General features: G+C 68.3%; 12 protein-coding genes. 1 reads left to right on the top strand and 11 read right to left on the bottom strand.

What is annotated here, in order from left to right:
* Positions 1-96: 96 nt before the first annotated feature.
* The 9 genes from BIV24_RS29095 to BIV24_RS36610 form a co-directional block, all read right to left on the bottom strand.
* On the bottom strand, positions 97-525 hold the full coding sequence (locus BIV24_RS29095) for a DUF6300 family protein (protein ID WP_071369455.1): 429 nt from the start codon (positions 523-525) through the stop codon (positions 97-99).
* On the bottom strand, positions 522-4,121 hold the full coding sequence (gene dnaE, locus BIV24_RS29090) for a DNA polymerase III subunit alpha (protein WP_071369454.1): 3,600 nt from the start codon (positions 4,119-4,121) through the stop codon (positions 522-524). Before dnaE ends, BIV24_RS29095 begins: the two co-directional genes overlap by 4 nt.
* 434 nt (positions 4,122-4,555) lie before the next feature.
* On the bottom strand, positions 4,556-4,852 hold the full coding sequence (locus BIV24_RS29085; protein WP_071369453.1) for a hypothetical protein: 297 nt from the start codon (positions 4,850-4,852) through the stop codon (positions 4,556-4,558).
* A gap of 91 nt (positions 4,853-4,943) precedes the next feature.
* The gene (locus BIV24_RS35815; protein WP_245766986.1) at positions 4,944-5,144 is read right to left on the bottom strand and encodes a hypothetical protein; all 201 of its coding nucleotides are present in this window, start codon (positions 5,142-5,144) and stop codon (positions 4,944-4,946) included.
* Between the two features lie 96 nt (positions 5,145-5,240).
* Positions 5,241-6,302: a replication-relaxation family protein gene (locus BIV24_RS29080; protein ID WP_245766985.1), complete on the bottom strand. Its 1,062-nt coding sequence runs from the start codon at positions 6,300-6,302 to the stop codon at positions 5,241-5,243.
* A gap of 505 nt (positions 6,303-6,807) precedes the next feature.
* Positions 6,808-7,005 carry a hypothetical protein gene (locus tag BIV24_RS29075; RefSeq protein WP_071369452.1) on the bottom strand — a complete coding sequence of 66 codons (198 nt, stop codon included), beginning with the start codon at positions 7,003-7,005 and terminating at the stop codon, positions 6,808-6,810.
* Positions 7,006-7,019: 14 nt separating this feature from the next.
* A complete protein-coding gene (locus tag BIV24_RS29070) occupies positions 7,020-8,081 on the bottom strand; it encodes a hypothetical protein (protein WP_245766984.1) in 1,062 nt (353 codons plus the stop codon).
* Positions 8,082-8,198: 117 nt separating this feature from the next.
* Positions 8,199-8,822 carry a histidine phosphatase family protein gene (locus BIV24_RS29065; RefSeq protein WP_071369451.1) on the bottom strand — a complete coding sequence of 208 codons (624 nt, stop codon included), beginning with the start codon at positions 8,820-8,822 and terminating at the stop codon, positions 8,199-8,201.
* 61 nt (positions 8,823-8,883) lie between these two features.
* On the bottom strand, positions 8,884-9,150 hold the full coding sequence (locus tag BIV24_RS36610) for a recombinase family protein (protein WP_425442603.1): 267 nt from the start codon (positions 9,148-9,150) through the stop codon (positions 8,884-8,886).
* A 224-nt stretch (positions 9,151-9,374) separates the two neighbouring features.
* On the opposite strand from BIV24_RS36610, the gene BIV24_RS29055 reads away from it, so the two are divergent.
* Positions 9,375-11,009, top strand: a complete 1,635-nt coding sequence (locus BIV24_RS29055; protein ID WP_071369449.1) for a hypothetical protein — start codon at positions 9,375-9,377, stop codon at positions 11,007-11,009.
* A 312-nt stretch (positions 11,010-11,321) separates the two neighbouring features.
* Here the strand turns inward: BIV24_RS29055 and BIV24_RS29050 are convergent, their stop codons facing one another.
* Complete coding sequence (locus BIV24_RS29050) at positions 11,322-12,014, bottom strand: hypothetical protein (protein WP_071369448.1); 693 nt, start codon at positions 12,012-12,014, stop codon at positions 11,322-11,324.
* A 235-nt stretch (positions 12,015-12,249) separates the two neighbouring features.
* A complete protein-coding gene (locus tag BIV24_RS29045; RefSeq protein ID WP_071369447.1) occupies positions 12,250-13,425 on the bottom strand; it encodes a DUF4158 domain-containing protein in 1,176 nt (391 codons plus the stop codon).
* Between the last annotated feature and the right edge of the window lie 99 nt (positions 13,426-13,524).

Below are 13,524 nucleotides of genomic sequence, written 5' to 3'. Positions count from 1 at the left end.
TCCCGTCGATGACTGTGCCTCCTTCTCTTTCTGCAAGAACAGTTCAGCCTCTACGGGCGCGCGCACGTCCCCGGGTCATAACTCGCCGCGGCGTCACTACTCCTGTTCGTTGGCCAAAGCCAGAGCGTCGACACTCTCCTGCCACAGACGAGGAGGACAACCTTGACCGTCAAGCTCCCCGCACCGCCACAGCTCGTGTTGTTCTTGGAGCAGCGTCTCGTCCACCGTGCGCTGCCGCACCGACTCCACCCAGGCCGCGGCCAGCCCGCCGAAGGTCTCCATCTCCGGCGATACCTGCTCGTCCAGGTTAAACAGGGCAATCAGCTCGGCAGCAGCAGCATCAACGTGATCGCATGCCGCGCACAGCACCGCCTCTTTGATCCCGGAGACGTCCTCGCCACGCGCGCTCTTCCATGCCTGGGGATACCGCGCGAGGAGCAGGGTGGGGCCACCGCAATGGGGACACGATGGGGTGTCCTCCAGCTTGAGTAAAGCCTCGTCCTCGCCTGGCTCCTCGATGCTCATGCGACGCCCTGCCAGGCCTCTTGCCCGAAACTGCCCTTGATGTCGGAGGCTACCGATGTGGCGTCCACTGTCGAACCAAGTTGGTACACGGTGGTCTTGCTGGGCCCGCGTACCGCCAGTCGCACCGGGTTCTCACCTGGGTGCGCGCCGATGATCCGGCCCAGTTCTTTCACGGACTGCTCGTTGATGCGGTGGTACGGGAGTGTGAGCTGTACCGGGGCTGCGCCCGCCCGCTCGGCCGAGGACACGTCCAACGCCTGCAACTCCTGCCCGAAGACGGAGATCACGCCGTCTCGGTCGTTGATGCGGCCCTGCACGGTTACCACGGCGTCCTCTACCAGGGCGCCGATCACGAGTTGATGGACGGCTGGGAAGAACAGCACCTCGATCGTGCCGTCGCGGTCGGCCAGGTTGACGATTGCCCAGGCGTTGCCTTGCTTGGTCACCTTCGGCTGGACGCTGGTGATCAAGCCCGACAGGCGAACTGTTCCCTCGGTGCGCCCGGAGGAGACCAGGTCGACGATCGTGGTGTCGCGGTTCACGGCAAGGATGTGGTCGGCGCCGTCCAGCGGGTGTGCGGACACGTACATGCCCAGCATCTCTCGTTCGGTGGCGAGGAGTTGCTTGCGCGGCCATTCCTCTTCGCCGATCTTGACCTCGATGCCCATGCCGGCACCATCGCTGCCGTCGTCACCGCCGAGCCCCGCGAACAGGTCGTCCTGGCCGTACGCGGCGGCCTTCTTGAGCGGCACGACAGCGTCGATGGCCATTTCGTGCGCGGCCACCAGGCCGCGGCGGGTGTGTCCGAAGGAGTCGAACGAGCCTGCCTTGACCAGGGACTCGATGGCGCGCTTGTTCAGCGCGGGCAGATCGACCTTGTCGAGGAAATCCGCGAAGGATGTGTACTTCCCCTTGGACTTGCGCCCGGCGATGATCGCCTCGATGACGTTCTCGCCGACGTTGCGCACCGACAGCAGACCGAAGCGGACGTTGTCGCCGACGGCCGTGAACTCGGCGACCGACTCGTTCACGTCAGGTGGTAGCACGGTGACGCCCAGCTTGCGGGCATCAGCGAGGTAGATGCCAGCCTTGTCCTTGTCGTCACCGACGGAGGTCAGCAGGGCGGCCATGTACTCGGCCGGATAGTTCGCCTTGAGGTAGGCGGTCCAGTAGCTGACCAGGCCGTATCCGGCGGTGTGCGACTTGTTGAAGGCATAGCCTGAGAACGGGAGCATGACGTCCCAGATCGCCTTGGTGGCTTCTTCCGAGTAGTCGTTGCCGGTCATGCCGGCGTGGAAGTTCTTCCACTCGGCGGCCAGCACCTCGGGCTTCTTCTTGCCCATCGCGCGGCGCAGCATGTCGGCGCCGCCGAGCGTGTACCCGGCCAGTGTCCGGGCGATGGCCATGATCTGCTCCTGGAAGATGAGCAGATGGTGGGTCGAGCCCAGGATCGGGTCGAGGACTTCCTTGAGCTCGGGGTGGATCGGGTCGGGGTCCTGCTTGCCGTTCTGCCGCAGTGCGTAGTTGGTGTGCGCGTTGGCGGCCATCGGGCCTGGCCGGTACAGGGCCAAGGCTGCCGCGATGTCCTCGAATCGGGTCGGTTCCATGAGCTTCAGGAGCGCGCGCATGCCGCCGCCGTCGAGCTGGAACACGCCGAAAGTGTCTCCGCGGCCCAGCAGCTCAAACGTCTTCTTGTCGTCGAGCGGGATGACCTTGACGCTGGTGTCGCCATTGCCTGGGTCGACCGTGGCCAGGTTGACGCCACGGTTCTCGCGGATGTTCTTCAGTGCGTGGTCGATGACGCCCAGGTTGCGCAGGCCCAGGAAGTCCATCTTGACCAGCCCCATGTTCTCGCAACTGGGGTAGTCGAAGCCGGTGATCTTGACGCCGTCCTTGGCACGCATGTGCAGCGGGATGCGCTCGGTCAGCTTGGTCTTGGACAGGATGACCGCGGCGGCGTGGACACCGGTGCCGCGGGTCAGTCCCTCGACACCCTTGGCGGTATCGACGACCTTCTTCACGTCCGGCTCGTTCTCGTACATCTGCCGGATCTCGCCGGCCTCGCCGTAGCGCGGGTGCTCCGGGTCGAAGATGCCGTCGAGCGGGATGCTCTTGCCCATGATGTCCGGCGGGAGCGCCTTGGTGATGCGCTCACCGTGGGAGAACGGGTAGCCGAGGATGCGCGAGCTGTCCTTGATCGCGTTCTTGGCCTTGATCTTGCCGAACGTGTTCACCATGGCGGTGTACTCGTCGCCGTACTTGTCGGTGACGTAGCGGACCATGGCGTCGCGCTGGCGGTCGTCGAAGTCGAGGTCGACGTCCGGCGGGTTGATGCGCTCGGGGTTCAGGAAGCGCTCGAACAGCAGGCCGTGCTCGAGCGGGCACAGCTCGGTGATGCGGGTCGCGTAGGCGACGATCGATCCGGTGGCCGAGCCGCGGCCGGGGCCGACGGGAATGCCGTTGTCGCGGGCGTGGCGGCAGATGTCGGCGACGACGAGGAAGTAGGAGGAGAAGCCCATGGGGCCGATGACCGACATCTCGGTCTCGAAGCGCTCCGTGACCTCGGCCGGGATCGGGTCGCCGTAGCGCATGGCCAGGCCCTTGAGGCACTCCTTGCGCAGCCACGACTCCTGAGTCTCCCCATCGGGGACGTCGGGGTACTGCGGCATCTCGTCGACGTTCTCGAAGACGCTGTCGTACGACTGGATGCGCTCGGCGATCAGGAGCGTGTTGTCGCACGCCTCCGGCATCTCCGAGAACAGCTCCCGCATCTCGGCCGCGGTCTTGAGGTAGTAGCCCGAGCCCTGGAAACGGAACCGCTTCGGGTCGTCCTTGTTCTTACCGACCCCGATACACAGCAGGTTGTCGTGCGCATCCGCCTGGTCCTCATGGACGTAGTGCGCGTCGTTGGTGGCCAGGAGCGGGATGTTCAACTCCTTGGCCAGACGCAGCAGCCCGTCACGTACGTCCCGCTCGATGGACAGCCCGTGGTCCATCAGCTCCAGGAAATAGTTCTCCTTGCCGAAGATGTCCTGGTAGGCGGCGGCAACCTCGCGGGCCTCCTCGTACTGGTTGAGGCGAAGCCGTGTCTGGATCGCACCAGAGGGGCAACCGGTCGTGGCGATGATGCCCTCGGCGTGCTCGCTGATCAGCTCCATGTCCATGCGGGGCTTGCCCGCCGGGAACTGGCCCGTGTAGCTGGCTTCAGTGGAAAGGTAGAAGAGGTTCTTGAGGCCCTGGACGTTCTCGGCCCACATCGTCATGTGCGTGAACCGGCCACCGCCGGAGACGTCCTTCGAGCCCTCGCCGTCGTCCGACATCGCCCGCTGCCCGCCGGGCCCCCAGAACTCCTGCTTCCGGTTGCGGCGCGAGGACGGGGCAACGTATGCCTCGATACCGATGATCGGCTTGACGTTCTCGAAACCTGTGGACACCTGGTGGAACTCGTACGCACCGAACATGTTGCCGTGATCGCTCATGGCGACGGCCGGCATGCCTTGGCGATCGACTTCGGCGAACATCGGCTTCAGCTTCTGCGCGCCGTCGAGCATCGAGTATTCGGTGTGATTGTGCAGGTGAACAAAGCTGTCAGCCACCGGGCGGGCACCTCCGAAGGCGGTCGTGGGAAGCCGCCACCCTACCCCTCCAACCAAGATCGAATCGGCGGTCACACGCGCCCCCTCCAACCCTGCTTGGGAGCGAGGGCCAGTGGCCTCGCGGTATCACGCAGCGATACCGCGAAGTCGCGACTCGCGACTTCCATCTCGTGTGAATATGCGCCAACCCCAGCCGCACAGCGCGCGGTTCCCTCCCCCGCCACCGTCCGGTGCTCTGCCGGCAGTGCGGCGGCTCTGGCCGACGCGAAAACGGGTCGAGCGCGACCCGTTCCCCGGCAGCGGGCCGCGCAGCCCTTCGCGTCCCTTGCGGGAGAACACATGCTGATGAGCTTGGCGAGGTTCGGGCCAGGCCAGAGCGGGGCAGAACGGAGGAGGTTCTGCCCTCTGGGTCACCTTTCCGCCGATCGCGCAGCTCAGGGCGTATCGCCGGAGTAGTAGAAGCGGCATACGACGCCGGGCCCCTGTGCGCGGGGTTCGCCGGGGCGCGGGTCGTACAGGGCACGACCGCCGGGCCACCGCGACAGCTCAGTGGACAGGGCCACGCCGTCGTCGACCTCCTCGGTCCGCCACCCGTGGATGTCCAGCAGCAGGCCGTCCAGCGGGCCGCCTATGAGCGCGGTGTACGTCCGGTGCGGCAACGGGCTCGGGTTGGGGTCGTCGTGGTCGCGGCCGTAGACCCAGCCGCGCAGTAACTGCTCATCGCCGTTCATCCGACCAGCCTTCCAGCCACCACCGACAACGCGGGCCTGCCCAGGGCCATCTTGGGCCTGCCCGCGTCGTCAGTCGCCGCGGCTTGCCGGGTCAGGTGCGGAAGCGGGACAGCCAGCCGCCAGCCTTCTGCGCGGCGGCCTCTTCCTCCGCCTCCAGGCGGAGACGCTCCTGCTCCTGGCGCTCGTGTTCGTCGGCTTCGGCCTGCTGCTCGGCTGCGACGGCCCGACTCTGGCAGTCCTCGCACCGGTCCGGGTGCGACTGGAGCCGCTGGCTCCAGTCGGAGCGATCCACGGCCTTCCACCGGCCGTCGGTGAACTTCTGTCTGCAGTCGGCGCACACGGGCCGCCGCGCTTCCCGCGCCGCGGCCTCCTGCGCCGCGCGGCGCCGTTACTCTTCCCGGGCGGCTTGGCGGCGGGCGAGGGAAGCGTCCCGGCGGGGGTTGCCGATCGCGTCCAGCAGCGGCTCGCGGTGGTCGCGGCCGAAGCGCCAGAACGCGGGCCCGGCCGGTCCGTGCTCGCGCAGCAGATCCAGTGTGGTGGCCACGATCGGGATGCAGCCGTCGTAGGAGTGGTAGGCGTCCTCGCGATGCGACCGGCCCTGCCAGTGGTGGCGGGTGAGGTCGGCGACCTTCGTCATCTGGCTCTTGGCGGAGCGCTTGCCGGCCTGGTGGAAGACGAGCAGGACCGGCGGGTGCACCCGCTCGTATCCGTCCCACTCGGGTGCGGCCCAGCGGGTGCGCCACGGCGGCTTCTCGATGCCGTCGGTGTCCTTCTCCCACCGCTTGAAGAACCGGGCGTACTTGTCGAACTTCCTGCCGATCAGGACGGCTTCCTCGGTGCAGTTGTCGACCTCGATGAACAGCAGCGGCACCCCGGCCTCCGGGGCGATCACGACGACATCGGCGCGGGCGCTGCCGATCGCGGGGTTCTTCCAGGTGCCCTTCACCGGGAGCGCGACCTCGGTGGCGTAGGAGGTGATGGTTCCGATCCCTTTGGGGGCGTCGACGGCGGCCTGCGCGGCGGCAACCACTTCGGCCGGCTCCCTCGCGACCAGGTCCAGGTCGGGCTTCGGGCGGATCAGCGCGATGACCGTCTCGTTCACCGTCATGGGGTGCGAGGCGCCGGAGCGGCCCGCGCTCTTGGGCATGCCGCCCATCTCCTCCGGCTCGCGGCCCAGGTCGTTCGCGGCGGTGGCCAGTCCGTCCTTGGTGAGCAGCCGGACCTCTTCACCGCCTCGAGTACGGCCGCCGTCGACGGACAGGCCATGCCTGCGCAGGTCGTTTGCCGCGCCGCGGTGGGAGGCGGTGCGCGCTTCCTTCCGCTTGGCCGCGGTTTCCTTGAGGGTGTGCCGGTAGGTCAGGTGCGGCGAGGACAGCCGCTGGATCTGGTCGGCCGTGGCGACCTTGAACACTCCGAGGACGCGCAGCACATCCGCGCGCAGGTCGTTCACACAGTGACGGTGCGCGGTGCGCCAAGAGGGAGAGATCTCCCTTCCGCTGCCGCGCATCAGGGGCTCGGTACAGGTCGTCTCCGAGTGGCAGCAGACGTGGTCAAGGGGAAACGTCGAAAGATCGCGGGAAACTCGTGGCTGGACAAGGGTTGCTTTCCACCCGATGGGCGGGGCGGAATTCGGCGGCACACCTGGTCGAGGGGTGCGCACGTCGTCACCCTCTGTGTGCGCACCGGATGGAGCGGGCGGGAGTGGCGGCCACTCAGGTGCGCATCGTGCGGTGCACCGGTGCGGTGGGCGGGAGTGCACTACATCGTCGGTGCGCGCACTGGTGCACGCGATAAACAGCACCGCGCGCACCGGATGCCGGGATGTCCTGCACTCCCCAACCGGATGGTGCGCACCCGATGCGCGCCACCGTGGTGTCCACTCTCCGGGTGGACACCACTCTCATCCCGGCCGGCGGTCCGCGCACCGGGCGCGCGGTGAAGTCCACCGTGCCCACTCATCCCCGACGGCGGCCCCGCGCGGTGCGCCACGGGTTCGGCCGGCCACCGGGGTACTGCCGTGAGCTGGAGCGGCGCCGGACGGGCGGCAGCTTCGGTGACGGATACAGCACCGCGCGCAGCCGGGACGCGTCCGTGAGCTGCTGGAGGTACTCCAGGCGCGCCGGCGACAGGTACGGCGGGATCGGGGCAACCATCGGGTCCTCCGCGCTCAAGGGGAACAGTCCCCCGCACCCTCCCCGCTCCCGGGTGTCCCCGGGCCGGGCGGCCAGTCGCGTCCCGGCGCCTGGCACGGTGACTTCGTCGTCCGTCCCGCCGGACGGTCTCCGGCCGTCACGGCTGGATGCCCTGGCCTTGGCCGGGGCCGGGCTGCTGGTGCTGCTGCTCGTGCTCCTGGCGGCGCTTGTCGACCGGGGCGGCCGGGTCGGCGGCCGGGGCCGGGACCTCCCGGTCCTCGATGGCGCGGCGGCGGGCGTTGGCCGCGCGGGTGAAGGCGGCGAGCCGCTCCAGGTTCTCCGGTGTACGCATCCACGTCGCCGGGTCGGTCGTGCGGCCCTCCAGGTACTCCTGCGGCTTTCGCGGCCTGCTGGTGGGCGTGGACGGCGGCGGCCCGCTGCGCCGGGGTGAGCGCGGCGTCCCGGCCCGGGTGGTCGACGGCGTGCGGCGCATCTGACGTCTGATCGTGTTGGTGGTCTTCGGCGTGCGCGGCGGCCGACGCGGACGCGGCCGGGGCGTCGTCCTGCCCGGCGGCGGGCGCGGTGCGGGCGGCGCGTATCGCGTTCTGCACGGCGAGGCTGGCGACCCGGGCCCGCTCGTAGCGGGTGGCGGCCCGCGGCGGCTTACCGTCGGCGCCGGCGATCCACCAGCGGCCGGGCCCGTCGAAGTCGGCGGTGTAGGTGAGCTGGTCGGCGGCCGGGGTCCGGCGGCCAGGCTGGGGAACGGTGAGCTGACGGCTGTGGTCGGACAGGGCGCGGCTGGCGATGTAGTCGTCCAGGCCGCGTGTGAACTCCTGGCCGCGCAGGGTCTCCAGCAGGTGCCGGCGGGCTTCGGCCAGGACGTGGCGGCGGGCGAAGGTACCGCGCACGGTGGAGACGACTGCGGCGACGTCGAGGGCGGCGAGTACGGCGTCGACGTGCGGATCCACCCGGGCCCGGATCGCCGCCCTCGCTGTGCGGCAGCGCTGAGGGAGCCCGTAGACCATCTGCTTGCCGAACTTCAGGATCGCGGACGCCCGCCACCATACGAGCCGGGGCGGGTCTCCTGCGCCGCCCACCAGGCCAGGCCCTGGCGGGCGCGCTCGCCGGGCAGCCGCAGGTACTCCTCGAAGACGACCGGGTCCTCAATCCCGGCCTCGTCCAGGACGAGGTTCTGCCGATCGCACCTACGAGCCTCAGACGTGGAGCTCCTGCGGGAAGCCGGTCCAGCGGAGCTCGGCAGGGAGGTGGCCGGTGTCGTTGAAGAGGAGAACCGCCGGAGGGCGGCCGGGTGCGTAGCGGATGACGGTCAGTGCCGCGTTGGCATGGTTGATACCCATCCAGCGCCACTTCGGCGCGTCGAGGGCGGCTCGGACGAGCCAACCGACGAGGAAGTTGTGGGTGACGACGAGTTCGTGGCGCGGCTCGTCGCCGAGGACAGGCCCTGTGAACTCCGCGAGCGCCGCCGCCGCGAGCCGGGGCCCGTCCTCGCGCTCCTGGGCCGGGAACTGGTCCAGGAACCCGAGCATGGCGTCAGCCGTCTGGGGCGGCAGCTCCTCACGTGCTGGCAGGTACGGGATGTAGTCGCCGGCCGCTGCGGAGAGCTGCACGCGGACGCCGTCGAGCCGTTCGCCGACCAGCCGGGCGGTCTGTTCGGCACGGGCGAGTGGCCCGTGGTGGACCGCCGTCAGTGGAACCCCACGGAGCCGCTCCCCCAGCAGGGCGGCCTGGCGGCGGCCCGCCTCCGTCAGTTCGCTCTCGTCCGGGGATGCCTCGCCGTGACGGGTGAGATAGAGGTAGCGAGCGGCAGTACCGGTCATGGGCGAGTCCTCCAGTGCAGACGATCTTGCGGGCTCATGGAGAGACGCCGACCCGCGCGGACTAGTTCCGCGAGCGGTGGAGCTGGGCATCATGCCGGATCAGCGCGTCGCCAGGTCTAGACGACGGGTACGGCAGCGAGTCGGCGCCGTGGACGTCGATAGTAATCGCGGATCCGAGCACGGCCTCGAACTGCGGGAGGACCCGGACCCGGACGCGGGTGCTGATCTTCTCGGAGAACACCTTGTCGCGCGGGATGCCATGCTTGGCCAGGGCGTCGAGCTGCGACTGGAGTTCCTGGGTGAGCGTCGAGCACCGGGCGTACCCGATGCGGATGTCGGCGGTCTGGGTGTCCGGCGCGAGGGCGAGCGGGACCGGGGCGCCAGGGCCGGTCGCCGGCGCCTACCACACCGGCCGCTTCACCAAGGTGCCCCGCCTCGCCAAGCTCCTGCGCGTGCCCACCCCCGCCGACCGCGGGCCCGGCCAACTGTTGCCTTCGAGCCGAAATCCCGGAACCCCGGGCGGACCAGCGGGGATTTGGCCATGATGCGGCCATGGCGAACGAACAGCCGGACGAACTCGTAATGCTGGTCCACGGGACCTTCGCTGGCGACGAGAGTGACGAGGGCGACCGTTGGTGGCAGCGCGGCAGCTCCACCTGGCGCGCTCTGACCAAGACGTTACCCAAGGGTACGAGTCTGCCGTCTGGGCGGTTGTTCCACTGGACCGGGGCTAACACGCAGTCGCAGCGGCTGTCCGCGAGCATGGATCTGCTGGTGCGCTTGATCGACCTGGAGCGACAGGGCATCCGGTACCACCTGGTCGGGCATAGCCACGGTGGCTCGGTGATCTGGGAGGCGCTGGTCTCCGCGCAGATCATGACCACGCAGCAAAAGATCGCGGACCCTATTTGGGAACAGCTTACTGATCGCGCGGAGCTGCCGGCCGATTTTCCCATCGACCCTGATGCCAGGGGCATGGATGCAGCAGGAGCTTTGGCGGGAGCAGAGAGGAGAAAGCGCGAGCGGTTGTCACCGGATTTCCTGGAATGGGCTCAGTTGCGCGGCCTGCGCAGTGTTACTACGGTCGGCACGCCCTTCCTGCGTTTCCTCCCCGAGTCTTCCTTCCTCCGCTACCAGGGTTGGCGTAGCCATAGGTTCTCGCTCGCAGGCGGCGGCACCTTGCGCAGGCATCGGATGGTGCGCTTGTTATTGCGTGTGGGCGCTGTCATCACTGTATTCGGCGGAGTTCTTCTTATTGGCTGGATGTTGGTACATTTCCAGACCGTTTTGGCCTTCCTGGCATATCCGGTCTTCCTCATGGCCTCCGGAATCCTGCTTGAGATGGCAGAACGGATGAACTTGGCGGACTCGCTCGTGGTTCGAGAGCGCGCCTGGCGCCAGGTCTTCGACCGGTTCTCGGACCGGTGGCTGGGGCTGTGGGCGCCCACTGACGAGGCGATCGCGGTGTTGCAGACCGCGGTTGCCGAACGCCCGGCCCCTGACTACGTGTTGCTCTGTACGCCCCACACGGAACGCGAGCCCTTGCGCATTGCCCGCAGGACCGACTATGACCTGAATCTGCCCATCGAGAAGAAAGCGCGAATGTCGGATGTAAGCGGCTTCGTACCGGCCACTTACGCAAAGGACGCCTCATTCTCCTTCATGTCCGCCATTTGGCGTTTTGCATTCAATGCGGTGATCGGCCCGTGGGTTTCACGCAGCGCATCAAAGACACTGCACGAAACCGTCCAGGGAAACGACGTGTTCAATACCGCCTTGGTCTACGCCTCACCTTGGCCGCTCCCGCTCACCGATCCCCCGCCTGGCCTGCCGGATGACCTTGCCGAGCGTCTCGCCCGTCGCGCAGACGAGCAGGTTGCTCGTCTCGGTCCTGAGATCCGCAACGTTGTGGCCTACGCTGCCCTGGAGGGCTTGGTACTGGCCCGGCTACAGAAGTGGGGCTGGAACAAGCTTCCGCTCGACCGCGCGCTACTGCACACGGCTTACTTCGACGACTCGGACGTCCTGGCCTTGATCAGCCTCCACATCGAACGGCATATGGCCAAGCCGCCGCGGGGCGGTAAGGCACGGTCGGCCGCCAACCCTCGTCTGGCCGCCTGGCTCGACCAGAACGCCGTGGAGGTGGCGGCCCGCCTGACGGACTTCCGCAGTCGAGTACCGGACTGAGCCGCGACCTCGACTGAGCCGATTCCGCTGGTTCCTGGGCGAGGCCCGTGCCTACGCATCCTGCCCAGCGGCTGGTCTTCTCGCGGGCTTGTGGCTATACGTCCTCCCCTTCGGTCTCATCAGCGTTGTGCGGGTCGCGCAGCTGCCGCAGGCCCGGCGCCGGCGGCCGGGTGCCTGCCCCCGTCGTCTCGGACGCCCTCGGCTACCACGACAAGACCACCAACCGTCTCCTCAGGGAGACCGGCGGGACGTGGAGTCGGTACGCCGCAGGCGACCACCTATGGTCACCATCCGGCTGGACTTCCCAACGAGTCACCGACGGTTGAAGATCGTGTCCCGGGTCGGCTGCGGGTAGCCGGTCTCGGCGATGTCCTCGGCCAGGTCTGCGAGGGTGACCTCCGAGTTCAGCGATGACACGAGCTTCTGGCTCAGCGGTCGCAAGGCATACACGTCGCGCACCGCTTCCAGGTCCACGGGAACCTCGTAGTAGTCCTCGGCGAAGCGCTGAAACGCTTCTGGCGAACGGTCGACCAGGAGCTCGAACAGACCCGTTGCCCCGTCGGGGTCGGAACACCCGGCGGGGAAGTCGATCACGCCGTGCCGCCACCGATCACCCGTCGCCTCCCGCCACAGGCAGGCCGTCACGACAGGAACGTCGTCCTCGTCGGTGAACGCCGGCTCTTCGACGAAGGGCTTGAATGCCTCCGGAACCTCGTCGATCACTCCCGGCCAGGGCTCGCCATCGTTGCCATACGGGCTCATCGGTGCTTCGTGGTCGAAGCCGCGGACATAGGCACCGGCCGCCGAAAACACGATGGAGTACTCGTCCCCCGACCCGTTGCGCATCGATGCCATCTCCTCGCCGTCGGCCCAGTCGGCATTGAAGGAGTAGTACCGGCCTTCCCAGTCCGGGCTCAAGATCGCATCGAGCATCGCCAGTGAGCGGCACAGCTTCCGCAGGTCGGCGATGGAAGGGAACCGGCGAGCTACGTCATAGACAGTCACGTGCTCATCCAACCGGATGCCCCCGACACCCAGAATCTCCCCCAAGACTGTCACGCTCAGTAGCAGTGCCGGAGTCAGGTGCGTCAACTCGCGACGGTTGAATACGCGAGCCCACCAGTATCGACCCCCAGAATCCCAAAGTTACGTCACAGGGCTCCAGAACACCCGAAGGGGAAGGAACCCCCTGGCCACGGGGCCAGCGAACACGGTAGCCGCCCGGTCCTGAGGTCGTGGCTCAGTCGACGGTGAGGGTGCGGCGTAGCGGGGCGGTGGCGACGCGGATCCAGGCCAGTGCGCACTGCAGGGTGGCATCCTCGCGCGTCTTGTACGGGCCGCTGACCGCGGGGGAATCGGCGAGGTGATAGTTCCAGCCGTTGCGCCCGGTCCGGCCGGTACCGCCGTACGACGGTTCCACGTGCCCCAGTACCGTGCCGTCCTCGGCGATCAGGTTCCATCGGTGGGTGTCGCGGTGGTCCGCGTCCTTGAACAGGCGGGCGCTGTCCGCGACAGCGCGGGCCGCCTTCTGCGACAACCGCTTGCGCCGGGCCGGTGCCGTCATCGCCGGTGTGCCGGCAGGCTGCGGGGAGGACGGCACCGAATCGTCACGTGACGGTTCTGGGGGCGGAGCCTGCACCTTGGCGCGCGACGGGGTTGGATCGGTGGCCAGGTCGACGACGGCGACGGCCGGGACCTTGGAGCGGTGGTCCGGGATGCCGTGCAGGGCCTGCGCGGCCGGGGCGGCCTGCCGCGCGCGGGCCGCCAGGACGACCGGGATCCGCGCCACGACGCCGAGGTCGAAGCCGTCGGCGGGCAGCCCGGCGTTCAGGGCGCCGGCCAGGCGCCGGGCGGCGCCGGCCAGAGTGTCGGCGAGTTCCGTCGCGGGGTCCAAGGCGTCGTCTTCGTCGTCCTTGGCGGTGTTGTCGCCGGTCGGGTCGGTGAAGACCAGCGCGTCCAGCCGGCGGGGACAGTCCTCTTCCCGCGTGAGCCGTGCGGCGACCTCGGCGATGGCACGCTCGTCGGCCTGGTGCAGCGCGGAGCGGATGACCGTGTTGATCTGGGCCGCGGTCGGCGGCTCGATCAGGTCCTCGCGCATCTGCCGCATCAGCTCGGCCCGCACCTGCTCTTCGCGGCGTTCGTCGTGCCGGATCACGTCCACCAGTTGCGAGGCGAGCTTGACCTGGTCGGTCGTGGTGCACTCGTGCCAGCCGGTCAGGTCTCGCAGTTCGCTGCGGTGTCGCTTCGCGGCGCGGGAGGTGAAGTCGTAGAACCCCAGCTCGGCCGCGGCGACGCCGACCTGCTTGGCGACGAGCTCGACGGCGTCGGGCGGCAGCTCCAGACGCAGCTTGGGAAACCGGCCGCGCCGGGTCAAAAACTTGAGCTGGGCGGCGAAGCCCAGCCTGGTTGAAGGCATGATGGCTTCCTTTCGGAGGCTGGAGACGCAGGGGAGTGGAAGCTTTCGGAACCCGGATCGAGCGACTGCCCGTACTACACGTCAGTCGCGTCGTCTCGG

This window comes from Streptomyces colonosanans, from assembly GCF_001866645.1.
Lineage (GTDB): Bacteria > Actinomycetota > Actinomycetes > Streptomycetales > Streptomycetaceae > Streptomyces > Streptomyces colonosanans.
This window is presented reverse-complemented; position numbering and strand designations above follow the sequence as displayed.